The sequence below is a fragment of the Pseudomonas sp. OVF7 genome (assembly GCF_030644265.1).
Lineage (GTDB): Bacteria > Pseudomonadota > Gammaproteobacteria > Pseudomonadales > Pseudomonadaceae > Aquipseudomonas > Aquipseudomonas gorinensis.
In genome coordinates this window covers 4821907-4845218 of the sequence record NZ_CP128996.1, presented here as the reverse complement: position 1 = coordinate 4845218, position 23312 = coordinate 4821907, and the positions used below count along the sequence as shown (strand labels likewise).

The following is a 23312-nucleotide window of genomic DNA, read 5'->3' as shown; positions in this document are numbered from 1 at the left end:
GAGCGGGCCTGTTGTGGCGAGCGGGCTTGTTGTGGCAAGCCCGCTCGCCACAAAGAATGCGGTCGTGTAAGGACTATTCCATATCCAGCTAATGCACCGCTGTCGGGAGCAAGCCGCTTTTACATTTTGTTCGCATTACAGCGTTAGAACCGGGTCTGTACCGCCACCTCAAACGTCCTCGGCGCCCCCAGGTAATACGCTGGCGACACATGGGCAAATTCGGCATACACCGCATTGGTCAGGTTGCGCACCCGGCCCGTCACCGAGGTGCGCGCGTCCACCTTGTAGCGCAGGAAGGTGCCGAACAGCGTGTAGGCCGGTACCGTCTGGGTATTGGCATTGTCCGCATACACTTCGGCGACGTAGCGCGCATCCACGCCACCCTGCCAATCTTCGGCAAAATCGTATGTCAGCCCCAGGTTGCCCACGCGCTTGGGCACATTGGTGGGCGTATTGCCCTTGCGCGACACCACCGCACCGCTGGCGATCTTCTCGTTGAACTCCTCATACTCGGCATCCACCCAGGCGAAGTTGCCTTCGGCGAGCAGCCTGGGTGTGATGCGTAATGAACTGGCCAACTCGATCCCCTTGGACGATTGCGCGCCGACCGGGATGCTGTTGTTCGGGTCCAGCGGATCGGTGACGGCAAAGTCCTTGCGCTCGATCTTGTAGGCGGCGACGGTGGCCGAACCGCGACCGTCCAGGTAGTCGAACTTGCTGCCCACTTCCCACTGCTTGCCTGTCGACACGTCAAACACTTGAGTCGTGGTACTCGGCTGCTCGGCGGCGGTGCTGTATTGCACATACACGTTGGCTGAGGGGATGAACTGGTAAGTCAGGCCAACCCGGCCGGTCACCGGCTCCCAACTGCGCGTGAAGTGGCGTGGGTTTGTGGTGGTCACGCTGCCGTGGTTGGTCACGTCCAGGTCGATCGCGTCGTAACGCAGGCCAGTGAGCAGTGACAATTTATCGGTCAGGCCCAGGCGGTTTTCCACGAACAGTGCCTTGGTCGTGACCTCGTTGGTCTTGTCCCTGATAAAGCCGGGTCGTGTACCTGGGATGTCGTAGAAGTGCCCAGGGTCGTAGTGATCAGGGTCCACTGTGCTATTGCCGGCCGCCCTGAGCGGGCTGTTGGTGGTGCTATTGACCTTGTACTCGAAGCCCCCGGACCAAGTGGTCGACAGGCCAAAGACGCGGTCTTCATGACGCAGCTCGAACTGGTTACCGTGCTGTTCGCCCTGATGGCGCACCTGGTAGGCGGTTGAACGGTTCACCGCACTGTTGTCGGCGTTGTACTGGTAGGTTTCCAGGTTGCGGTAATCGCGTTGGCTGTCCAGGTGGTAAAGGGTGTTTTTCAACGTGGTGCTGTCGTTGATCCGGTAGTCGATGATCGAGCGTGCCCAGAGGGTGCGTTGTTCGTAACGACCGTCGGCGACGTTGTAGTTATTGAAGCGGTTGTGTGTGTCGATCTTCAACTCACCGGCCTTGGGGTTGAGCACGGGCGTGCCCCAGTAAGGACTGTCTTCGTGTTCATCCTGGTATTCCAGGGCCAGGGTGTGGGACAGGTTGGGGGTCAAGTCGCTGAGCAGGGAAAACGCCAGGCTCCAGGCGTCGCGCTGGTCGCGGTCGATATAGCTGTGGTTGGTGTTGCGGCTGACGTCCAGGCGGGCATAGTGCTGCACGTCGGCGCCTGGCTCGGTGAGCGCATGGTTCAGGCCGAAGGCCATGCCGGCGGTATCGTAGCTGCCATAGGTCAGTTGGCCTTCGGCGGCCTGTTCCTCGCGGCTGGCCAGCTTGGTCACATAGTTCAGCGATCCCCCCACGGAGCCGGCACCGTTGATCAGCGAGGAGGGGCCGCCGACCAGTTCCACGCGATCATAAATCCACGCATCCACTGGCCGCGCCAGGCCGGTCGCCACATTGATACCGTTGAACATCTGGGTGATCTGGCTGCTGGTAAATCCCCGATACGACACAAAACCACCAAACCCTGGCGGTGCACTGGCGTTGACACCGGGCAAGGTGTTGGCGGCGTCGCGGAAGGTCCTGGCGCCATGGCGCTCGATGTCGTTGCGTGTGGCGATGGCCACCGAGGCCGGGGTTTCCCGCACGCTCAGGCCCAGCCGCGACGCCATGCCGCTGGGTTGGTCCAAGGCCAGGCCGGGCTCGGCGGTTTGCTCGCCATCAATAGTGGTTGGGGCCAGCTCAAGGGCCCAGCCGCAGACAGGCAGGCAGCCGAACAGGCCCGCTAACAGGGGTAAATGTTTCATGAGTTGAATCCTGAAAAACTTGGCTTGAAACAACGCACGGCCGCCGTACTTCCTCGCGGAAACGGTGGTCAGTGCAGATCAGAAAGCAAAGGGATCAGGCAAAGGCGGGCGGCGCGCGTGGATGGGCCGTTGGCCAGGTAAAGCGAGCGGGGATGTCAGCTGTGGCGACAATGGCTGGAGGAGGGGCATGCGGTTGTGGCAATACCGCCACATTCAGGCTGGAACTGAATGCCGGGCCCATGCCGCCGGTCGAACACAGCGGGCAACCAAACGCCTTGGACAGGGTTGGCAGGCTTTCATCGGTGGAGTTGGACGGCGTGGGCGCCTGGGTGCGCGGGTCCACCGTACAGAACTGACCGCCGAGGCCATTGAGCTGCATCCCGACCATCTGCCCATGCCCGATACTGCACGCGAACACATTGAACAGGACGCAGCAGTAGAGCATCCAGGCAATGATCGAGCGGTCGGCACGGGCAAGTTTCATGGGGCGGCACTTTACCATCAGCCGCCGACGAAATGCCTGCAAAAAATTTCAGGGGGGCTATCCTACTTCGCATCTTTTCAGGGAGAACCACCATGAGCTTCGTCGTTGCACGATGGGTCGTCGGCATTTTTACCTGCATCAGCATGGTCCACCTGTATTGGGCCGCCGGCGGCAAACTTGGCAGTCTCGCCGCCATCCCCCAACTGCCCGGCGAATTTGCCAGCGGGCCACGCCCGGCGTTCAAGCCCTCGGCGTTGGGCACTTTCCTGGTGGCGATGGGGTTGGTCGCGATTGCATTGCTGGTGTGCCTGCGGGCAGGGCTGTATTTCTCGCCGGTGTCCCATGGCGCATTGCAATGGGGGATCAGCGCGATTGCCGTGCTCATGTTTGCCAGGGCGATTGGGGATTCGGAGTTGGTTGGGTTTTTCAAGAAAGTCAGCGGGTCGCGGTTTGCGCGGTTGGATACGTGGTTTTATTCGCCGTTGTGTTTGGTGTTGGGGGTGGGGTTGTTGGTGGTGGCGTGGGGGTGATGGGGGGGAGGTTGTGAATCTCGCATCATTTATTGGGTGTATGCTTTCCCATGGCCTCACCTCCAGATTCATTTATATGTACGATTTTAATTTTTTATCTCTTGGGAGACGGGGAAGGATTTGTTTAATCAAATAGTGAATCGAACCTTTAGCCTGTAAGTAGTTCTGTACCCTTTCTACTCCTGTCCCCTTTTTTCCTTTTTCTGACTGGGGTCGCTTAGACACCCAGTGCGAGCAAGCTTGCACAAAAGGAAGTGGTCTGGGAAAGTGGTGGCGTTACCACTCTGATTGGTCTTCGAGGCTAGGGAAACTCTGAAAAAGACTTTCTGATTTGGCAAAATACCGCGACCCCACCCACCGAGTTTCCCGATGAAGCAGATGACCTTCGCCGACGCCGAGTACGCTGGCAAGCGCAAGCAAACCCGCAAGGAGTTGTTCCTGATCGAGATGGATCGGGTGGTGCCGTGGAAGGGCTTGATTGCTTTGATCGAGCCACATTATCCGAAAGGTGAAGGTGGCCGTCCGGCCTACCCGTTGATGGCGATGCTGCGTGTGCATCTGCTGCAGAACTGGTTCGGCTACAGCGATCCAGCGATGGAGGAAGCGCTGTACGAAACCACGATCCTGCGCCAGTTTGCCGGGCTGAACCTGGAGCGCATCCCCGACGAAACCACCATTCTCAACTTCCGCCGCTTGCTGGAGAAACACGAGCTGGCGGCCGGCATCCTCGCTGTCATCAATGGCTATCTGGGCGACCGCGGCCTGTCGCTGCGCCAGGGCACCATCGTCGATGCAACGCTGATCAATGCGCCCAGTTCGACCAAGAACAAGGACGGCAAGCGCGACCCGGAAATGCACCAGACCAAGAAGGGAAACCAGTATTATTTTGGCATGAAGGCCCACATCGGCGCCGATGACGAATCGGGTCTGGTGCACAGCGTAGTGGGCACGGCGGCCAATGTGGCGGATGTCACCCAGGTGGACAAATTGCTGCATGGCGACGAAAACGTGGTCTGCGCCGATGCAGGCTACACCGGTGTCGAAAAGCGGCCCGAGCATGAAGGACGTGAAGTTATCTGGCAGGTGGCGGCACGCCGCAGCACCTACAAAAAACTCGATAAGCGCAGCGTGCTGTACAAAGCCAAGCGCAAGATTGAAAAGGCCAAGGCTCAGGTGCGCGCCAAGGTCGAGCATCCGTTCCGGGTAATCAAGCGCCAGTTCGGTTACACCAAGGTGCGCTTTCGCGGCTTGGCCAAAAACACGGCGCAACTGGTGACACTGTTCGCTCTGTCGAACCTGTGGATGGCGCGCCGACATTTACTGACGAATGCAGGAGAGGTGCGCCTGTAATGCGGGAAATGGCCACCGGAGTGGGGTCCGGGTGGCGAAAACGTAAGAAATACTCGTCGAATTGATTGTTTTTTGATCATTTGGCGAGTTTAAAAGTTGCGCTAGGTGGTATGCCGGGGAAATACATGGCTACTTCAGACCATCCCTAGCTTTTTGGAGGTCATCTTTCCAGGCATCGCTGGCTAATCGGTAGATATCAACGAAGAAACCCCGTGGATCGGCTATTTCTGTTTCGTCCCATGCCATTGTTGAGTATTTCTCTGGGTCATTCTCGAAATAAGAGTGAAAGTTAAAGCTTTCGGTTTTTAGTGCGCTGAGTAAATTTTCCATTAATTTATATCTGTGGCGATATGAAAGCTTGCTGGAAGGGTCCAGACAGTATTTAAGTATGAGGGTTTCTCTGTCTTTATTGTTGTTGGGGTTGTAGTGTGCGAGCTCTTCCCCCTTGGTTTCCTCTCTGTCGTAAATGTCAAAGACGCCTACGAAATAGTACAAGCTGGCGTCGAAAGGGATATGGTCAGAGTTTGGATGAAATAACATTTTTTATTCCGAGGTTGGAAACAGAGTGAAAGGCGTGCCCTCTTCACGAAATTTCATTTCTGCGCCGTTCATGGATGGATTAAAAATTGGATTGTCTGGGGCCTTTTTATTTGGTCTGTAGCCACTTCCAGCTCCTAGTAGCTTTAAACGCACGATGTTGTTTTTTTGTCGTCGACGCCAGTATGCCGCCCAACTGCCAGCCAATATCCCGCTGCCAATCGCGCTGGCCGTCGACTGTTGCCAATGCGGCTTGAACCCTTCCCACTGCGACCGCAGCCATTGCTCCAGGTCTGCGGTCAACCCGGCGTAGGACACAAACAACGCGTCCACCTGTTGGGCCGACACGCCGCCTTGCACCCGTACCTGGTAGCGCGCGCCCGCGACGCATGGGTGTGAGCCTTTACCCTGTTCATCGAGCATGACCACGGTAGAACTGCCGTCATCCAGGCCGATCACCTCAACCGGGATATCGCCAATCGGCACGTCATACACCGACTCGAACTTGCTTTCGATCTGCAACACACCGCCCGCCGGGCAGCGGGCCACGGTGGAGAAGTCGGTATCGGAAAGGCTCACGGAACGTTGCGAATTCCCCGCGCGCAACACCCGATCCATCCCCAGCAACGACGGTAAATCAGCGGCGTGGCTCACCGAATCCAGCGCGCGCGAATACCAGGCCCCCAGTTGCTGGCGATACGTCACCAGGCTCTGATGGAAGCTATCCAGCTCATGTTCGATATGGGCAATGTGGGAAGCGTTGGTCATCCGTGACGTCTCGGCAGAAGGCAAGGCGTCGGAGTCTGCCGCAGCGAAAAGCGGCTGGATGAACGGTTTTGAAAATCAGAAAGGGCTCATCACAGTCAGGAAAAAGACGCGAAAAACCTACCCAAAGGGCTACACAAAAAAGCGATCCAACCGATTGCAGTACACCACTCAAATAAAAACTGCTCTCATCCTTGCCCGATTTTCCTGCGTGCCCGTCATGGTTAATAGAACCTCCATTACGCAGGATTTCCCATGTCGCGCCTTGCTCGTCCCTTGCACCCACTGGCCCTGTCCGTGGCGATTGCCTTTGCCGCCGTGCCGCTGCTGATCGTGCCGTCCGCCTTCGCTGAAGAAAGCCGCAGCGCCTTGCGCCGTTTCCAGATTCCGGCCGGCGAATTGAGCCAGGCACTCAATAGCCTGGCCGAACAGGCGGGCCTGGTGCTGGCTTTCGATGCAAGCCTGGCCCGTGGCAAACGCAGCAATGGCTTGAGCGGGCAATACGACACTGAGGTAGCGCTGAATCATGTGCTCGCCGGTAGCGGCTTGCAGGCGCTGAAGATCTCCGCCGACCGCTACCGTCTGGAAGCTATCCCGGATAACGGCGGGGCCATGGAGTTACAGGCCACGACCATCAGCGCGGCCGACCGGGCCGACAGTCCGACCGGGCCGGTGGCCGGCTACGTGGCCACGCGTAGCCTGTCAGGAACCAAGACCGACACCGCGGTGATTGAAACCCCGCAGTCGATTTCTATCGTCACTAAAGACCAGATGCGCGCACAGAACGCCGAGAGCCTTAACCAGATCCTGCGCTACAGCGCCGCTGTCGTTCCGGAAACCCGTGGCGCCACGGCCTCGCGGCTGGACCAACTGACCATCCGTGGCTTCGCCCCATCCACCTACCTCGATGGCCTGCGCGTGCCTTCCAGCCGTGACGCCTTGCCGCAAAAGGATGCTTTCGACCTGGAGCGCGTCGAAGTACTGCGCGGCCCGGCGTCGGTGCTGTATGGCCAGGGCACGCCGAGCGGGGTGATCAATATGGTCACCAAGCGCCCGCTGGACACGCCGTTTCATGAAGTGGGCGTCGAATACGGCACCTTCAACAAGAAGCGCACCACCTTCGACCTCAGTGGCCCGATCGACGATCAGGGTGTGTATGCCTACCGTGTGGCGGGATTGTTCGACGAGGCCGACGGCCAGGTCGAACACACCGAGACCCGCCGCCAGTCGCTGTCCAGTGCATTCACCTGGCGCCCCGACGAGGCCACCTCGCTGACCTTGCTCGGGCATTTCCAGAAGGCCCCCCAAGGCGCATCCTACGGCTCGGTGCCGGCCTGGGGCTCGGTGCTGCACAGTCCGACCGGGCGCAAGATCGACGTGGACTTCTACGACGGCGAAAAGAATTTCGAGAAGAGTGACCGTGAGTATTACTCCCTTGGCTACGCGTTCGAACATCATGTCGACGATGTCTGGACCGTGCGCCAGAACGCGCGTTACCTGCGTGCCGAAGGTGTCTATCGGAGCCTCTACAACAGCTACCTCAGGGCGGATTACCGCACGTCCAAGCGTTCGACCATTGCCACCGATGTCGACATGGACGCCTACAATCTCGACAACCAACTGCAAGCCAAATTCGACACCGGGCCATTGCAGCACACGTTGTTGATGGGCCTCGATTACCAGAACACCAGCACCGACACCAAGGCCGGTTACGGCTCGGGGCCGGACCTGGATATCTTCGACCCGGTCTACGGCGCGCCCGTGGCCACGCCAGCGTTCACCACCGATGCGACCTCGCGCAGCGAACAGACGGGGGTCTACCTGCAGGAGCAAATGAAGTGGGACCAATGGGTGCTGTTGCTCGGCGGTCGCTATGACTGGGCCAGCACCGACAGCACTACCAAGACCCTGAGCAGTGGCGCCAAGAGCAAATCCTCCCTGGACAGCAAGGCGTTTACCGGGCGTGTGGGCCTGGTCTATCTGTTTGAAAACGGTCTGGCGCCTTACGCCAGCTATGCCGAGTCGTTCAACCCGCAATCGGGCACCGGCTACGGTGGTTCGGTGTTCAAGCCGACCGAGGGCAAGCAGTATGAAATCGGTATCAAGTACCAACCGCCAGGCAGCAACAGCTTTATCACGGCGGCGATTTTCGACCTGCGCCAGAGCAACGTGCCTACCATCGACCCAGACCCGACCCACCTGTGTGGCAATGGCCGTTGCAACATCCAAGACGGCGAACAGCAATCCCGTGGCTTTGAACTGGAAGGCAAGGCCAGCCTCAACGACAACCTGGACATCACCGCCGCCTACGCGTACCTGGATAACCGTGCGAGCAAGTCCAACAGCACCGCGCAGTACGCGCCGGTCAGCGATGTGGGCGTAGGGCCGGCGATCCCGGTCAAAGGCACGACCACGTACGGCCTGCCGCGTCATACGGCCTCGGCCTGGGCTGACTACACCTTCCATGATGGCCAGTTGAAAGGATTCGGCGCCGGTGCTGGCGCACGCTATGTCGGATCGTCCTGGGGGGATACGGCCAACACCCTGAAAGTCCCGGGCTACACCTTGTTTGACGCGGCGGTGCACTACGACATTGCGAATATCGCCAACCCCAAGGACAACCTGCGCCTGGCGCTGAACGCCACCAACCTGGCGAATAAAGAATACGTGGCGTCCTGCTTGTCCTACTCCTGGTGCTGGTATGGCTCGCAACGCACCGTGCAGGCGAGCGCCACTTATCGGTGGTGAACCCATGCAGTCCCTGTAAGTGCGATAGAACTCACTCCTACCGTGTGCAATAAGGCAATTTAGTGGCCCCTTTGTAACAAAATTCTCGCCAGAATCGCTTTTATTTTCAGGTGGTTAGGTGAGGGAACAAATGCGCACTGTTGGAATCATGCTGTTCGCCTGCTCCCTGGCCGGCGGCGCGGCTACCGTGCAGGCACGGGAGTTGCGCGAGGGGGACAAGTACATGTGCAGTTGGGGCGCAGGTACTGCCGCCAGGGCCCAGGAACTCAAGCTGTCAGGGGTTTCGCTGTATGCCGCGCGACAAAAGATCCAGACCATCAAGTTCAATAAATCGTGGATGCGCATGATGGCCATGGGCATCACCGAGCAGACCTATGACAGCCGCTCTCGGCTCAAGCCCGAGGCGATTCGCCAGACGTTCTATCAGGACTGCCTGCGCTACAAAGTGGCGCGTAAATAAACGACTGGCCAGCAGCGCCTGTGCTCTTGATCAGCCCCTGCGGGGCAGGCGCTTTACAAATCCACCACAATCCCATGTTTCATTTTGCATACAATTGCGTCCTGCATGGAGGAGGCAAGTATGCAAACGCTTTATGCCATTGGCACCTTGGTGGTGGCCAACGAGATGGGTGACGACGTCCGCTACGAAAAGAGCAGGGCGCTATAACCTCATGAACCCGCCAGCGGCTGAATCGTCCAACAGCTTGCGTTATTTCGCGTTCGGGGTGCTGTGTGTCGCAGGGGCACTGGGGATCTATTTCGTGCAGTTCAATGCCGAGGTCGACCGCCAACGCGAAGCGGCGGCCGAACGCATTGCCTTGTGCCGGCAAGTGGAGCGTGTGGCCAGTGCGGCATCGTCTAACAGTGTCGAACTTCGAGAAACCTGCAAACGGTTGAACGGGCAATCCTCTAAAAGTGTCACGCCGCTTTAATTAATAACCATTGTTTATAAAGGGATATATGGGTGGAAGTAATCGCGATACTTGCACCAAAAAGTGGCACTCATATACCCCTCTACCTTAAAAAATATGTGGTTATTGAATGACTTACGACGCTTTTAATCCGACGAAAGGATTAAAATAATCTTGTTACAGCTTTTTACACTGGGTATTATTGCCGGGCGTTCACCTCCCACGGTTTATGCATTTTTAAATCCCAAGTTTCCATCAGCTACTTGGGATTTTTTTTGCCCGCGATTTGACCTCGGTATCACACTTCTATTTCGGCAAACTCTGCACGCATCCGTCCATTGTGCTTGGCCTGGTACAGCAATTTGTCGACGCTTTCGACAAACCCCAGCATCGCACTGTTCGGCGTCACGATATGCGTGCCGACCCCCAGGCTCAGGCTCAGCAGGTTTGATACCGGTGAAAACCCATGTTCGATCTGTTGCTGGCAAATCAGATGCAGGCAACGTTGCGCCACTTGCCTGGCCGATGCGGCGTCGGTTTCCGGCAATAACCAAACGAATTCCTCGCCGCCGATGCGCGCGATGAAGTCCCGCGGTCGGTTGGCCGCCAATGACAGCGTGCGTGCCACCTGGCGCAGGCATTCATCACCCTTGATATGGCCGTAGTGGTCGTTGTACTGCTTGAAAAAATCGATATCCAGGATGATTAACGACAGCGGCAACTGGCTACGCTGGGCGCTGGCCCATTCGCGTTCCAGCACGGTATCGAACATGCGGCGGTTGGCGATACCGGTGAGGCCGTCCTGGAAGGAGTATTCCTCCAGCTGTTTTTGCAGGCGAGTGAGGTGCTCTTCGGTCTTTTTGCGCTCGCTGATATCGAACATGAAGCCGATCAGCGCTTCGACCTCGCCATCCTTGCGTACCACATGCACCACGTCGCGAATCCACACATAGTCGCCGTTGACCGTCAGCGCGCGGTAATCGGCCTCGTGGTCCACCCCGGCACGGGATTGCGAGACACAGAAATTCACAACGTATTCGCGGTCATCCGGGTGCATGCGCTCCACCCAGTCATCCACGCTGACCCAGCTTTTCGGCGTCCAACCCAGCAGCGCTTCGATCTGCGGGCCGATATAACTGAAGGTCATGGTCTGCCAGTCGATGCGCCAGGGGATGGCCTTGGTCGATTCGAGCAGCGTCTTGTACACATCGCTGTCGGGCAGGCTTGGGAGTTCGGTGCTCATGATTGGGCGGCTCGCGATGATGGCTAAACGCCAACAGCGTCATTTGATCATGGGCTGGAGTCAAGCGCTGGGTGCAGCAGCAGACGGGAGGTCGAGTGATGGGCATTCTGGCGTCAGCCGTGGGGGATTTACGCGGTGAAAAGCGGCAGGGTCGATACGTTTGCATCCCCCCGCGCTCCAGGCCGGACGCGGAGGGGTTAGCGCGCTGGATCAGCCGTTGACGGTGTCGGTCGGTGTCGCGGCGGCGCCGTAATAGCGCCAGCAGCAATGCCGATGCTCCGGCACGATCACACAGCCGCTGAGGCTGACGATCAACAAGGCGGCGACCAGCATGGATAGGCGACGAGACATGGTATTTCCTCATGGGTGTGTTGTGCGTACTGGTTAAACGCCGTCACCCGTGTAAATCCGTCGCGAAGCTTTCAAACATTTCATCAAGCCTTGCCATCCCCTGCGCAATACTGCGTTTGACCACTGCCTGAAAAAAAACGCCGCGGCCTGCGACGGATTTTCCGGCACACGCCGTTCAACCCATCAGCAGCGTGTATTCCTGCACGCCGATGAAGGAGTTGCCATGAGACCCCTGGCCCATTTGCGTTATGCCGTGCTGATCCCGCTGGCCTTCGCCGCGTTCGTCAGTACCCCGACCTTTGCCCAGACCGACATCATCATCCAGCAGGCGCCACCCCCGCAGCGCGTGGAAATGATTCCCGCCGAGCGCCCCGGTTATGCCTGGGACCCTGGCCACTGGCGCTGGGAAGGACGCGGTTACGCCTGGGTGCCGGGTCACTGGCAGCCGGTGATGCGCCATGCCCGCTGGGAGCCTGGGCACTGGGAAGCCCATGGCCCGAACTGGTATTGGCGTGAAGGGCACTGGATTCGCTGAAACCTCTTAGCCCCGGACCGAGACTTGCCCGATTGAAAGACACTGATCCGGACGTTGAGCTGCTGGCACGTATCGGCAATAACGAACCTGCGGCCGTCAACGAAATGGTGACCCGCAAGCTACCCCGGTTGCTTGCGCTCGCCGGTCGAATACTGGGCGATGCCGACGAGGCCAAGGACGTGGCCCAGGAAAGTTTCCTGCGCATCTGGCGCCAGGCTGCCAATTGGCGCAGTGGTGAGGCGCGTTTCGATACTTGGCTGCACCGGGTGGTGCTCAACTTGTGCCGTGACCGCCTGCGCCGGCGCAAGGAGCGCCCGTTGAGCGACGAAGAGGCGCTGGAGGTGGCAGACAGCTCGCCATCGCCTGAAGAGCAATTAGAAACCCAGGACCGCAGTGCACGCATGGCCGCCGCGTTGGCGGCCTTGCCCGAGCGCCAGCGCGAAGCCATCGTGTTGCAGTACTACCAGGAGCTGTCGAACATCGACGCCGCGGCCCTGATGAATATCAGCGTCGAGGCACTGGAGAGCCTGCTGTCGAGGGCCCGACGCCAGTTGCGCAGCCAACTTGCCGACACACCCGGGCTTGCCCGCCCAGGAAGGGGAACACCATGACACCCGAACGCTTTGCTTATCTGGCCGACGCCTACGGGGCGGACCTGCGTCGCTGGCCCGATGCTGAACAGGCACCGGCCCAGGCATTGCTCCGCAGCGGCAATGTGCATGCGCGCGAAACCTTGCAGCAGGCGCGTTGGCTCGACAGCCAACTGGACAGCTATCAGCCGCTCGTCGCCGACGCGGCGTTGGTCAGGCAGATTCGCCGATCCGCAGTGGGCGGTGAGTCTTTCTGGTCGCGTTACGCCGGTTGGCTATCGCCGGCCGGCCTTGTGGGCGTAGGGATCGCAGGCGTCGTCACGGGAATGCTGGTGGCGTCCATGAGCGTGCCGCTGCCCATGCTGTCATCCGACGTGCTGCCCAGCGTCTTCGACCAGGGCGACGCGGAAGTCGTCTTCACCGTCAATGCCGAGGAAGCCGAGCAATGACAAGCAGATCCCTCAAGCCGTGGTTGCTCGTTTCGGTGTTGCTCAACGTGTTTCTTATCGGCGGCGTCGGTGGCGGCCTCTACCATTGGATGGCCAACACGCCGACCGCCGCAGCGGTGGTCAATCAGCACGGCTTGCGCCAGGCAATGTTGAAGCTGCCGGTGGAGCGACGCAGGGAGCTGCGCCAGTTGCTGCGCCACAATCGCGACGACAGCCAGCCGCTGATCATGGCGGGGCGTGAAGCGCGATTGGGGGTGATCAAGCAATTGGAAGCGCCAAGCCTGGACCGTGAAGCATTGGTGGCAGAGCTGGCCAAGGCGCGGGAGGCCGATATGGCCCTTCGGGCACTGGTGGACAGCACCCTGGCGCAGTTCGCCGGCAACCTGCCCCAGGATGAGCGGCAGAAGCTGGTCGAGGCGTTGTACATGCGCGGGCAGGCAAAAAACAAATCGATGTCCCTGGAGTCGGTTGGGAGTAAACCTCGGTCCTGAGCGGTTTCATCCTGAAAGACCCGCTATGGGCGCGGGTCTTTCATTGACGCAAACGATGTGGCCAGCTTCCGGTAAATCAGACGGTCATTGCTGTCTGCGTCGCCATCGCCATCGGCGTCGATGAGGTCCTTGACTTCTCGATACTTACCGTAGCGGTCGGGGTTTGTTACCGTCACGATAAAGTCAGCTGCAGAGATGATGTTGTTGCCGTCTTTGAAATGCAGGATCTCGATATCCGTTGTTGAGCCAGGTTTGAATCTTATCAATATGCGACTAAAGCGCTTCTTATCACCGATGTCGCTCAAGGTGACCAAGTCGGTTACCAGCTTGGCGGCCAGCTCATAGTAGAGCGCGTCATTTTTGTCACCTTTACCGTCACCATCCACATCTTCCGGCTTGGTGATAACGTAATACTCCCCGTCATTGTTGAACGAAGACACACGTACGGTGAAGTCTGGCTTATCAAGTTCGTTATTTTCATCGCTGAGGCGAGATATCAGGACTTCGGGTATGTCATCGTCCCCGAACACTTCTTTGAATTCGTAGAGTAGCTTCATGGCATTGCATCCTTCCTGTGGCAGCGAAACCTGCGTCTACGACCGTAAGCCGATGACGTCGATCGGTCTACTGTCAACATTGACAGGTGATTGCCCGTTCAGTGTTGGCGACCGCGAAGGATGCTGAGTGCGGCGCTACAGGCGCCGCAGGAAGGATTTGACGATGTGCCGGGTGGCGTCGGTGGTGTCCAGTTCGTCCACAGCGCCGTAGGCATGCCACTGGCAGTCGACGATCTCGTTGCAGGGCCGTGCATCGGCGATATTCACCACTGAGGCTTCGAACACATGGTGCAGCGTGTCGCGGGCCTTCAGTTCCTGCAGGTACAGCAGGCCGTCCACGTTCAACCCGGTTTCTTCTTCCAGCTCCCGCTCGGCCGCGCCGACGGGGCGTTCATGCTGTTCGACCTTGCCACCTGGCAGTGCCCATTTCGACCTGGCCTTGCGTACGAAGAGGATATGCCCTTCGTGTTCGCAAATGACGGTTGCGCGTATTTTCATCATCTGTGCTCCCACGGCGCAATGTCTGTCACAAAAGTGTAATGCAATTGTCATGCTAGGTGGTTGTAGCGCGTCGGGTTAGGTACGTGGATACTGCCTGATTGATGAAAACGGACGAGGAAAACTGATGACGACCGTACGTTGGGGCATGATCGGCTGTGGCAGTGTCACTGAGTTAAAGAGTGGACCGGCTTTCTACAAAGCGCCAGGCTCAGCCCTGGTAGCGGTGATGGGGCGCCGCGAAGCGGTTGTGCGCGATTATGCAGCACGTCATGGCATTGCGCGCTTCTACACCGACGCCCAAGCGCTGATCAACGACCCCGAAGTGGACGCGGTGTACATCGCCACGCCGCCCGACAGCCACCTGGAGTACAGCCTGATGGTCGCGGCGGCGGGCAAGCATTGCTGCGTCGAAAAACCCATGGCCCTCAACGCCGAGCAGAGCGCGTTGATGCAGCGCACTTTCGAACGTGCTGGCTTGCACCTGTTCGTTTCCTACTACCGCCGCTCGTTGCCGCGTTTCCAGCAAGTGCGTGACTGGTTGCGGTCCGGGCGTATCGGCGAGTTGCGCCAGGTCAACTGGAGCCTCTGCAAGCCGCCAGCCGCCGAAGACGCCAGCGCCGCCAATTGGCGCACCGACCCGGCCATTGCCGGCGGTGGTTATTTTGTCGACCTGGCCAGCCACGGGTTCGATCTGTTCCAGTTCCTGGCCGGGGACATTGTCGAGGTCAGCGGGTTTACCGCGCGGCAGGCCGGGGAGTACACGGCTGAAGATGCGGTGACCGCCTGCTGGACGTTTGGCTCGGGGGCGTTGGGGATGGGCTGCTGGAACTTCGTCGCGGACCGTCGTGAAGACCGCGTCGAGCTGATCGGCAGTCGCGGCCGCATAACGTTTGCGGTGTTCGAAGACCAGCCGCTGCACCTTGAGAGCGACGTGGACGAGGTGCTGGAAGTGCCGTGCCACGAGCACATCCAGTGGCATCACGTGCTGGCGATGAACGCACACATTCGTGGCGAAGCCGAGCATCCGTCGCTGGCGATCGAGGCGTTGAAGACCGACCGCATCCTGGACAAAGTGTTGAAGCGTAATCCCTACCATCCTGAGTAGTTTTCCCCAAGGCCGCGTGGCTTCGGCGCCTATCGCCGGGGACACCCGCGGGCCGACAATGGTCGCCTCTTTATTTCAAGGAACAGACGGATGAACTACAAGGCAGCCTGGATGGCTATGGGGTGGGTGCTGGCATGTATGGTGGCGCAAGCGGCACCGCGTGAGCAGCGGCCAGCCGGGGATTTTGATTTTTATGTGTTGTCGCTGTCGTGGTCGCCGACCTTCTGCCTGACGCACCCGGACAACGAGCAATGTTCGGGCAAGGGCTATGGGTTTGTGCTGCATGGGCTATGGCCGCAGTACGCAAAGGGCGGGTGGCCGGCATCGTGTGATCCACAATCGCGATTGTCGGCGCAAGACCTGGCCAAAGGCGCGTTGATATTCCCGACACGGGCATTGCTCAAACACGAATGGACCAAGCACGGTACCTGCAGCGGCCTCGACGCTTCGCGCTATCTGGAGGCGACCGATGCGGCCTTGGGCGCGGTACAGATTCCGCAACAGCTGCAGCCGTTCGATGCCCCGGCCTACCTGCAGGCGCGCGACATCGAAAACCTGTTTCGCCAGAGCAATCCCGCCATGGGCGACCACAGCGTGGCGGTGATCTGCAAGGGCAAGGTGTTATCGGAAGTGCGGGTGTGCCTGAGCAAGGAACTGCGGTTTGCCGGCTGCCCCCGGAGTGTGAAGACCCAGTGCCGCGACGGCGATATTCGGATTCCACTGCAGCGCTGATCAACTGCCTGGGTGCAATGCAATGGCGGCAGGTGCCAACGCGGCGTTGGCACTCGAGGCTCCGGCACGGTCGGCCAGGTAACGCGCTGGCGGCTGGCCCATTGCCTTGCGGAACATGGTGATAAACCCGCTGGCGTTTTCATAGCCCAGGTCCAGGGCGACCCGCTGCACGCTTTCACCCTTGGCCAGGCGTTGCAGGGACAGGATCACATGCAACTGCCGGCGCCAGCGGCCGAAACTCAGGCCAAACTCCTCCAGCAGCAGGCGCGTCATGCTGCGTTCGCTCATGCCGATGCGTACCGCCCACTGGGCGAGGGTGGCCTTGTCCGCGGGATTGGCCAGCAGGCTGTCAGCCAGGCGGCGCAGCCTTGGGTCCTGGGGCATCGGCAGGTGCAGGTGTTCGATCGGGGCCATGGCCAGTTCGTCCAGCAGCGTGTTGATCAAGCGCCCCTGTGCCCCGTCCACTTCATATAACGGCGGGAAGCTCACCGCTTTGCTGATCAGCTCATGCAGCAGCCCGGACACGGCCAGGGTGCACGCCTGCGGGGGCAGGGCGTTGGCGGCGTGCGGGTCGACCAGCAGGCAATACACCTCCGCCGCCCCGGAGCCACGGGCCGCGTGGGGCATGCCACCGGGAATCCACAGCGCGCATTGCGGCGGCACGATCCAGATACCGGCCTCGATTTCACAATGAATCGCCCCGCGCAGGGTGTACATCAACTGGCCCTTGCGGTGGGTGTGTGGAGCATGCTCCCAACTCTGTGACGCGCTGCTGGCGCTCACTGCCACCACGGCACGTGGGATCAGGTCGGCATCCTTGGCGCGCGAGGGGTCATGCAGGTCGAGACGATGGCGCTTCATGGCAGTGCCGCGGCTTGGCTGAGTTGCGAAACATTCTGGCTATTCTGTGCAATGTCGTCCAGCGGTTCGGCGCCTATAGTGAGATCCACTCTCATTCAGGAGCTTTGCCATGCGACTCGACAGTTCAACCTTCCCTGTGGTGAAAATCGTCTTTGACGCGCCCAACGAAGGCGGGCCGGACGATACCTTTGTGATCTTCGAAAGCCTGTTGGCGCGTCAGCAACCCTTCCTGCTACTGCATGAAAAAGCCGTGGATGAGAACAATCACGAACACTCCCACGAGGAGCGCAAACAAGCCTCGATCTGGATGAAGAAAAACAAACCGGCCCTGCGCGCGTTCGTCAAAGGCATGATCCAGGTGGAACCGAGCGCGGCCAAACGCCTGGCGCTCAAACCGTTCACCATCACGTTCAGCAAGGCGTGGGGCTATCCGCTGCTGGTGGTAGGGTCCCGGGAGCAGGCGTGGGCACTGGCGCGGGACGTGCTCGATGAGCGGGTTTGCGATGTGGCGCAATTTTGAAATGTGCACCGGGCGGGGGGCGTCAGTCGCTGTAGACAGTCCGCCCCGGCTGATATTCCTTCACCTTTGCCGAACCAGAGAGGGAGATTGTGTGGGGCTTGCGAGCACATTGAAGTATCCTCCGCGCCCCGCTATCACTGATTCAAAGAACGATGACCTCACACGCTATGCAGGCGATGCTATCGGCGATCCTCGACGAAGTGCGCCCACTGATCGGCCTCGGCAAAGTCGCCGACTATATCCCCGCATTGGCCGATGTACCGGCCAACCAACTCGGTATTGCGGTGTACGGCAACGACGGCTCAGCCTACTGCGCCGGCGATGCCGACACCCTGTTCTCGGTGCAAAGCATCTCCAAGGTATTCAGCCTGGTGCAGGCCATCGACCACGGTGGCGAAACCATCTGGGAACGCCTGGGCCACGAGCCTTCGGGGCAACCGTTCAACTCCATGGTGCAACTGGAATTCGAACGCGGGCGACCCCGTAACCCCTTCATCAATGCCGGCGCGCTGGTGATCTGCGACATCAACCAATCACGCTTTGCCGTGCCGATTTTGTCGATGCGTGACTTTGTTCGGCGTCTGTCGGGCAACCCGCAGATCCTGGTCAACAGCGTCGTTGCCGAATCCGAAGCCCAGCACGGCGCACGCAACGCGGCCATGGCTTACTTGATGAAGTCGTTCGGCAACTTCCATAACGATGTGGACGCGGTGCTGCACAGTTACTTCAACTACTGCGCGTTGCAGATGAGCTGCCTGGATCTGGCCCGGGCATTCAGCTTCCTGGCTAACGCGGGGGTGAGCGCCCACAGCGGCGAGCAGATCTTGACCGCGCGCCAGACCAAGCAGGTGAACTCGATCATGGCCACCAGTGGGCTGTATGACGAGGCGGGCAACTTTGCCTACCGCGTGGGCTTGCCGGGCAAGAGCGGGGTCGGCGGCGGGATTGTCGCGGTGGTGCCGGGGCAGTTCACCGTGTGCGTATGGTCGCCGGAGTTGAACGCAGCGGGGAATTCGCTGGCGGGGATGAAGGCGTTGGAGTTGTTGAGCGAGCGGATTGGGTGGTCGGTGTTTTGAGATGAATCGTTCCCATCCGCGGGGCAAGCCCTAATGTCGTTCAGTTAAGCGTACATCGCCTTCTGTAGGAGCAAGCTTGCTCGCGAAAAACCTCAACGATAACGCGTGTTTCCTGAATCAATGCGGCGCCTGTGAGTTCTTCGCGAGCAAGCTCGCTCCTACAAAAAAGCCTTAACTGAAGGGTATTAGGGCAAGCCCGCTCGCCACAAAGGGCTATTCAGGGTCTTTTTTGCGTGTCTTCGACCACGGCAAAATCATGCTCACTTCCTGCTGATACCGGCGATACCGCTCACCAAACAACCTCACCAGGTCCTTCTCTTCAAAGCTGGCGCCAATGAAGACATAAGCCGTCATCCCTATCGCGAATAGCAGCTGCCCAGACGTCATGTACGGCGTTGCCCAATAGGCGATCAGAAAACCGAGATACAGCGGGTGGCGCACGATCTTGTAAAGCAGCGGCGTCCTGAATACTGGCGCCTGCGGTGTGGGGCTGCGCCAACGGTCGATGACTTGCTTGAGCCCGAACAGTTCGAAGTGGTCGATCAAAAAGGTTGCCAGTAAAGCGATGCCCCAGCCCAGCCAGAACAGGCCAATCAACAGGGTCTTGGCCCACGTCGTTTCAACCTTCCAAACGGTGAACGTCATCGGTTGCCACAGCCAGAACATCAGCACAAGCACCAGGCTGCTGAGCAGTACATACGTGGAGCGCTCCACCGACGTGGGGATGATTGCCGCCAGCCATTGTTTGAAGCCTGTACGTGCCATGACCGTGTGCTGGACGCCGAATAGCAGGATCAGTGCGCAGTTGATCAGCGCAGCGACGGGCCACGCGACGAGGGGGCCATCGTTGATGTTCTTGGGCACTGCCACGTTGCCGACGAAGCCGATCAAATATAAGCACGTGATCAGGAACACCACGTAACAGCAGGCGCTGTACACCAATCCGATGGCACGGGCGGTGCGGTTGTTGTCGAGGTTCATGAGCGTGCCTTTCCCACAGGATGAATGGACAGCAAACCCGCAGGTCAGCCACTCCATGGCTAAGCCTAGCGGGTTTTGCGTGCACGGTAAGCTGTGAGAGTTGACAGTTCTCGGCGTTGCGGACAGCAGGATTCAGCTGATATTGAGCCGATCCAACAAGCTGTACCAAGCCACCCCCGCACCAATGTAAAACCGCTGCAGCCCATGCATCGGCAAGCGCTGCAACGGCGTCACCGGGTAGGCAAACTCCGCCTTGCTGTCACATAACCGTCCCGCCAATTGCTGGCCCAGGCTGGTACACAGCGCAATCCCCCGCCCGTTGCAGCCCAGCGCCAACGTCAGCCCCGGCGCAGGCTCGTGTACGTGGGGCATGAAATCCCGGGTGATCGCGATTCGCCCGGCCCAGCGATACTCGAATTCCAACGGTCCCAGCTGCGGAAACAGCAACGCCAATGATCGTTCCAGATGCGCGAAATCCGTAGGAGAGGAGGGATCGTTGAACAGCCCGCGCCCGCCCATCAGTAAGCGGCCGTGACTGTCTTTACGAAAGTACAACAGCAAGCGCTGCGCCGTGGACACGGTTTCCTGCCCCGGCAGGATACTCTCGGCCGCGGGCCCGCTCAGCGGCTTGGTGGCGACGATAAAACTGTTCGCTGCCAGGATGCTCTGCGCCATGCCCGGCCACAGGTTGCCACTGTAGCCATTGGTCGCCAGCACCACTTGGTCGGCGCTCACTTGCGCACCACCAGCGGTTTGCAAGTGCCAGCCGGCACCCTGGCGCTGCAATGCCGTCACTGCGCTGTGACCATGAATGCGCACACCCGCCGCCGACGCCGCGCCCACCAGCCCACGGGCATACGCCAACGGCTGAAGCGCCCCGGCGCGACCGTCCAGCCAGCCACCGGCAAACGCCTCGCTGCCCATGCGCGCAGCCACTGCCGCCGCGTTCAGGCGCTGCACGGGTACACCCCGGCTGGCCCACTGATCCGCCCGTGCGTGCAGCCCGGCGACGCCTTTTTTGCTGTATGACACCTGCATCCAGCCTTTGCGTACCGGTGCGCAATCAATCCCGTGCTTTTCGATCAGGTTGAACACCAGGTCCGCCGAGTTCGAGACGGTCGAGATCAATGGTTCGGCGCGCTCCGGCCCGAGCATCCGCACCAGTTGTTCCGGGTCGTATTTGAGCGTCGGGTTGACCTGCCCACCGTTGCGCCCGGACGCCCCCCAGCCCGGTTCGTTAGCTTCCAGTACACACACGCTGACCCCGCGCTCGGCCAGATGCAGCGCCGTCGACAGCCCGGTATAGCCAGCACCGACAATCGCCACATCCACCTTCACCGATTCACTCAGCGCAGGCGTCGGCATCACCGACGGCGCCGTCGCCGACCACAATGACTTCATGACAGGCTCCGCGTATCGCCAGTGGGGTGAAGCACCCGCCGCAGGAAATCCTGGGTACGTGGATGCTGCGGATTGCCCAGCACTTGCTCGGCCGCGCCGCTTTCGACGATGTAGCCGCCATGCAGGAAGCACACGCGGTCGGCCACTTCCCGTGCAAAGCCCATTTCGTGAGTGACGACAATCATGGTCATGCCTTCATCGGCCAGGGTGCGCATCACCGCCAGCACGTCGCCCACCAGTTCCGGGTCGAGGGCCGAGGTGGGTTCGTCGAACAGCATGGCTTCGGGTTTCATCGCCAGGGCGCGGGCGATGGCCACGCGTTGTTGCTGGCCGCCGGAGAGCTGTTCCGGGTAGGCGTCGGCCTTGGCACTCAGGCCGACTTTTTCCAGCAGCACCAGGGCTTCCTCGCGGGCCTGCTTGAGCGGTTCGCCTTTGACGTACACCGGGCCTTCCATGACGTTTTCCAGCACGGTGCGATGGGGGAACAGGTTGAAGCGCTGGAACACCATGCCCATGCGGCTGCGCAGGGCGTGAACGGTTTTACTGGCGCGCTGCACGGTTTCGCCGAACACGTTGATGTGGCCGCCGTCATAGGCTTCCAGCGCATTGATGCAGCGCAGCAGGGTGGATTTGCCTGAGCCCGACGGACCGATCAGGCACACCACTTCACCCTTGGCCACGTCCAGGTCCACGCCGTGCAGCACGCGGTGGCTGCCGTAGTGTTTTTGCAGTTGGCGTATCTCGATCATGCTTTTTTCCTCCGGCCCAGGTGCTGTTCCATTCGACGCAAGCCATACACCAGCGGCAGGCTCATCAGCAGGTAGAGCAGGGCGACCAGGGTATAGACGGTCATGTTCTGGAAGGTCGACGAGGCGATCAGTTGGCCCTGGCGGGTCATCTCGGCCACGGTGATGGTCGACACCAGCGACGAGTCCTTGAGCATCATCACCAGGGTGTTGCCGTAGGGCGGCAGCGCGATGCGAAACGCCTGGGGCAGGATCACCCGGCGCATCATCAAGGCTGAGCGCATGCCCAGCGCTTCGGCGGCTTCGCGCTGGCCCTGTTCGACGGCGATGATGCCGGTGCGAAAGTTCTCGGCCTGGTACGCCGAGTAGGCGATGCCCATGCCGATCACCCCGGCATAGAACGCTGTGAGGTGCACCCCCATGTCCGGCAGCACGAAGTAGATGTAGAACAGTTGCACGATGATTGGCAGGCCACGGATCACATTGATGATGGTGCTCGCGGTCCACGACAGCACGCGGATCGGTGACAACTTGAGCAACGCCAGCACCAGGCCGATCGCGCTACTGAGCAGGAACGACAGTACGGTGATCTGGATCGTTACCCAGGCGCCCTGCAGCAAAATCGGCAGGAAGTCCTGGGCGTTCTGCAGGAATTCGGCCGGGTTCATGGGCGCACCTGGGTATCAAGCCCCCACTTCTTGAGGATGCTGTCCAGAGTGCCGTCGGCCTTGATGCTGGCGATGGCGGTGTTAAGGCGCGCGAGGGTTTCGGTGTCGCCCTTGCGCACCACCAGGCACACTTCGCCGACGTTGGCGGGCGTGTAGTCAGGGGCCAGTTTTACCCCTTTGAACAGCTTCTGGCGGATCTGGTACGCGACCACGGGCTGGTCACCGACCGCTGCCTTGATACGGCCCAGGGACAGGTCGCGGACCATCTCGCCGATCGAGTCATAGGTGCGGATTTCCTTGAAGATGCCCAGCTTGTTCAGTTGGTCATAGAAGATCGTACCGGCCTGTACGCCGACCACCTGGCCTTTGAGTGGCATCAAGTCCGGGTAGGCGGCGTTGTCCTCGGCGCTGATGATCAGGCCTTCCCCGTAGGCGTACACCGGCGCGCTGAAGTCGACGACCTTGGTGCGCTCTTGGGTCTTGAGCATGCCGGCGGAGATGAAGTCGAGCTTGCCGGACGTGAGGGAGGGGATCAGCGCGGCGAAGTTGGTCTGTTCGATCTGGCTGGTAAAGCCGCCAGCCTTGCCCACGGCCTCGGCCACATCGACCATCACGCCCTGGATGCTGTTGCTCTTGATATCGAGGAAGGTAAACGGCGAGCCGCTGGCCGTTGCACCGACTTTGTACGAGGACGCACCGGCGGCGTGCACAACGCCGACGCATAGGGTGGCGCACAGACCGAAGGCGAGGCGGCGAAACAAGGGCGAAAGACTGTTCATCGGGTTACTCCATAAGGAAAACGGATTGTCAGTAGCGCTAGCGGCTACGGATGAAACCGCAAGCTCTATGCCATTTCGATGAATAAAAATCGTATGTCGCTATAGAAAATAGAAAAAATGAACTGTTCGTA

27 protein-coding genes are annotated in these 23312 nt (G+C 59.8%); 13 read left to right on the top strand and 14 right to left on the bottom strand.

All coding sequences use genetic code 11. The features are described from left to right. Nucleotides 1–143: 143 nt before the first annotated feature. The gene (locus QU606_RS21960) at nucleotides 144–2270 is read right to left on the bottom strand and encodes a TonB-dependent siderophore receptor (protein ID WP_304997517.1); all 2127 of its coding nucleotides are present in this window, start codon (nucleotides 2268–2270) and stop codon (nucleotides 144–146) included. Nucleotides 2271–2364: 94 nt separating this feature from the next. Then, entirely contained in the window at nucleotides 2365–2754 is a 390-nt protein-coding gene (locus QU606_RS21955; RefSeq protein ID WP_304997516.1) for a DUF2946 domain-containing protein, read from the bottom strand. A 92-nt stretch (nucleotides 2755–2846) separates the two neighbouring features. Between QU606_RS21955 and QU606_RS21950 the strand changes: the two genes are divergently transcribed. After that, the gene (locus tag QU606_RS21950; RefSeq protein WP_024076007.1) at nucleotides 2847–3284 is read left to right on the top strand and encodes a DUF3995 domain-containing protein; all 438 of its coding nucleotides are present in this window, start codon (nucleotides 2847–2849) and stop codon (nucleotides 3282–3284) included. Between the two features lie 369 nt (nucleotides 3285–3653). Continuing rightward, complete coding sequence (locus tag QU606_RS21945; protein ID WP_010466230.1) at nucleotides 3654–4634, top strand: IS5-like element IS1384 family transposase; 981 nt, start codon at nucleotides 3654–3656, stop codon at nucleotides 4632–4634. A gap of 129 nt (nucleotides 4635–4763) precedes the next feature. Here QU606_RS21945 and QU606_RS21940 read toward each other — a convergent pair whose 3' ends face one another. Continuing rightward, entirely contained in the window at nucleotides 4764–5174 is a 411-nt protein-coding gene (locus QU606_RS21940) for a hypothetical protein (protein ID WP_304997515.1), read from the bottom strand. 3 nt (nucleotides 5175–5177) lie between these two features. Next, on the bottom strand, nucleotides 5178–5939 hold the full coding sequence (locus QU606_RS21935) for a hypothetical protein (protein WP_304997514.1): 762 nt from the start codon (nucleotides 5937–5939) through the stop codon (nucleotides 5178–5180). Nucleotides 5940–6191: 252 nt separating this feature from the next. Between QU606_RS21935 and QU606_RS21930 the strand changes: the two genes are divergently transcribed. From QU606_RS21930 to QU606_RS21920, 3 genes are all read left to right on the top strand, one after another. Continuing rightward, entirely contained in the window at nucleotides 6192–8684 is a 2493-nt protein-coding gene (locus tag QU606_RS21930) for a TonB-dependent siderophore receptor (protein ID WP_193689476.1), read from the top strand. Nucleotides 8685–8814: 130 nt separating this feature from the next. Further along, a complete protein-coding gene (locus tag QU606_RS21925; protein ID WP_024076003.1) occupies nucleotides 8815–9144 on the top strand; it encodes a hypothetical protein in 330 nt (109 codons plus the stop codon). A gap of 211 nt (nucleotides 9145–9355) precedes the next feature. Then, nucleotides 9356–9616, top strand: a complete 261-nt coding sequence (locus tag QU606_RS21920; protein WP_024076002.1) for a hypothetical protein — start codon at nucleotides 9356–9358, stop codon at nucleotides 9614–9616. Nucleotides 9617–9893: 277 nt separating this feature from the next. Here QU606_RS21920 and QU606_RS21915 read toward each other — a convergent pair whose 3' ends face one another. Further along, on the bottom strand, nucleotides 9894–10838 hold the full coding sequence (locus QU606_RS21915; RefSeq protein ID WP_102625532.1) for a diguanylate cyclase: 945 nt from the start codon (nucleotides 10836–10838) through the stop codon (nucleotides 9894–9896). A gap of 210 nt (nucleotides 10839–11048) precedes the next feature. Next, nucleotides 11049–11189: a hypothetical protein gene (locus tag QU606_RS21910; RefSeq protein WP_024076000.1), complete on the bottom strand. Its 141-nt coding sequence runs from the start codon at nucleotides 11187–11189 to the stop codon at nucleotides 11049–11051. 223 nt (nucleotides 11190–11412) lie between these two features. Between QU606_RS21910 and QU606_RS21905 the strand changes: the two genes are divergently transcribed. Genes QU606_RS21905 through QU606_RS21890 form a run of 4 tightly spaced genes read left to right on the top strand, consistent with a single transcriptional unit; the run spans nucleotide 11413 to nucleotide 13254 of the window. Continuing rightward, entirely contained in the window at nucleotides 11413–11724 is a 312-nt protein-coding gene (locus QU606_RS21905; protein ID WP_024075999.1) for a YXWGXW repeat-containing protein, read from the top strand. A gap of 32 nt (nucleotides 11725–11756) precedes the next feature. Then, complete coding sequence (locus QU606_RS21900) at nucleotides 11757–12335, top strand: RNA polymerase sigma factor (RefSeq protein ID WP_024075998.1); 579 nt, start codon at nucleotides 11757–11759, stop codon at nucleotides 12333–12335. Beyond that, nucleotides 12332–12763, top strand: coding sequence for a hypothetical protein (locus QU606_RS21895; protein WP_304997513.1), 432 nt, complete (start codon nucleotides 12332–12334; stop codon nucleotides 12761–12763). The genes QU606_RS21900 and QU606_RS21895 overlap by 4 nt, the downstream gene beginning before the upstream one ends. Continuing rightward, nucleotides 12760–13254: a periplasmic heavy metal sensor gene (locus QU606_RS21890; protein WP_150054737.1), complete on the top strand. Its 495-nt coding sequence runs from the start codon at nucleotides 12760–12762 to the stop codon at nucleotides 13252–13254. Before QU606_RS21895 ends, QU606_RS21890 begins: the two co-directional genes overlap by 4 nt. 23 nt (nucleotides 13255–13277) lie before the next feature. Here QU606_RS21890 and QU606_RS21885 read toward each other — a convergent pair whose 3' ends face one another. After that, nucleotides 13278–13811, bottom strand: coding sequence for a hypothetical protein (locus QU606_RS21885; RefSeq protein ID WP_304997512.1), 534 nt, complete (start codon nucleotides 13809–13811; stop codon nucleotides 13278–13280). A 135-nt stretch (nucleotides 13812–13946) separates the two neighbouring features. Beyond that, complete coding sequence (locus tag QU606_RS21880; RefSeq protein WP_041161240.1) at nucleotides 13947–14309, bottom strand: NUDIX hydrolase; 363 nt, start codon at nucleotides 14307–14309, stop codon at nucleotides 13947–13949. A gap of 127 nt (nucleotides 14310–14436) precedes the next feature. Between QU606_RS21880 and QU606_RS21875 the strand changes: the two genes are divergently transcribed. Then, the gene (locus QU606_RS21875) at nucleotides 14437–15417 is read left to right on the top strand and encodes a Gfo/Idh/MocA family protein (protein ID WP_024075993.1); all 981 of its coding nucleotides are present in this window, start codon (nucleotides 14437–14439) and stop codon (nucleotides 15415–15417) included. A gap of 90 nt (nucleotides 15418–15507) precedes the next feature. After that, a complete protein-coding gene (locus tag QU606_RS21870) occupies nucleotides 15508–16149 on the top strand; it encodes a ribonuclease T2 (RefSeq protein WP_024075992.1) in 642 nt (213 codons plus the stop codon). On the opposite strand, the gene QU606_RS21865 is transcribed toward QU606_RS21870, so the two are convergent. Next, nucleotides 16150–17010, bottom strand: a complete 861-nt coding sequence (locus QU606_RS21865; protein ID WP_024075991.1) for a helix-turn-helix domain-containing protein — start codon at nucleotides 17008–17010, stop codon at nucleotides 16150–16152. Between the two features lie 109 nt (nucleotides 17011–17119). Here QU606_RS21865 and QU606_RS21860 point away from each other — a divergent pair, with 109 nt between their 5' ends. Both QU606_RS21860 and glsB read left to right on the top strand, forming a co-directional pair. After that, a complete protein-coding gene (locus QU606_RS21860) occupies nucleotides 17120–17530 on the top strand; it encodes a hypothetical protein (RefSeq protein WP_024075990.1) in 411 nt (136 codons plus the stop codon). A gap of 167 nt (nucleotides 17531–17697) precedes the next feature. Next, complete coding sequence (glsB, locus tag QU606_RS21855) at nucleotides 17698–18606, top strand: glutaminase B (RefSeq protein WP_024075989.1); 909 nt, start codon at nucleotides 17698–17700, stop codon at nucleotides 18604–18606. 213 nt (nucleotides 18607–18819) lie between these two features. Here glsB and mddA read toward each other — a convergent pair whose 3' ends face one another. The 5 genes from mddA to QU606_RS21830 all read right to left on the bottom strand — a co-directional run bounded on the left by mddA (nucleotide 18820) and on the right by QU606_RS21830 (nucleotide 23181). Continuing rightward, complete coding sequence (mddA, locus tag QU606_RS21850; RefSeq protein ID WP_304997511.1) at nucleotides 18820–19587, bottom strand: methanethiol S-methyltransferase; 768 nt, start codon at nucleotides 19585–19587, stop codon at nucleotides 18820–18822. Between the two features lie 132 nt (nucleotides 19588–19719). After that, on the bottom strand, nucleotides 19720–20988 hold the full coding sequence (locus tag QU606_RS21845; protein WP_304997510.1) for an FAD-binding oxidoreductase: 1269 nt from the start codon (nucleotides 20986–20988) through the stop codon (nucleotides 19720–19722). Continuing rightward, the gene (locus tag QU606_RS21840) at nucleotides 20985–21737 is read right to left on the bottom strand and encodes an amino acid ABC transporter ATP-binding protein (RefSeq protein WP_024075985.1); all 753 of its coding nucleotides are present in this window, start codon (nucleotides 21735–21737) and stop codon (nucleotides 20985–20987) included. The genes QU606_RS21845 and QU606_RS21840 overlap by 4 nt, the downstream gene beginning before the upstream one ends. Beyond that, the gene (locus QU606_RS21835; RefSeq protein ID WP_024075984.1) at nucleotides 21734–22402 is read right to left on the bottom strand and encodes an amino acid ABC transporter permease; all 669 of its coding nucleotides are present in this window, start codon (nucleotides 22400–22402) and stop codon (nucleotides 21734–21736) included. Before QU606_RS21835 ends, QU606_RS21840 begins: the two co-directional genes overlap by 4 nt. Then, the gene (locus tag QU606_RS21830) at nucleotides 22399–23181 is read right to left on the bottom strand and encodes an ABC transporter substrate-binding protein (RefSeq protein WP_150295143.1); all 783 of its coding nucleotides are present in this window, start codon (nucleotides 23179–23181) and stop codon (nucleotides 22399–22401) included. The genes QU606_RS21835 and QU606_RS21830 overlap by 4 nt, the downstream gene beginning before the upstream one ends. Nucleotides 23182–23312 lie beyond the last annotated feature (131 nt).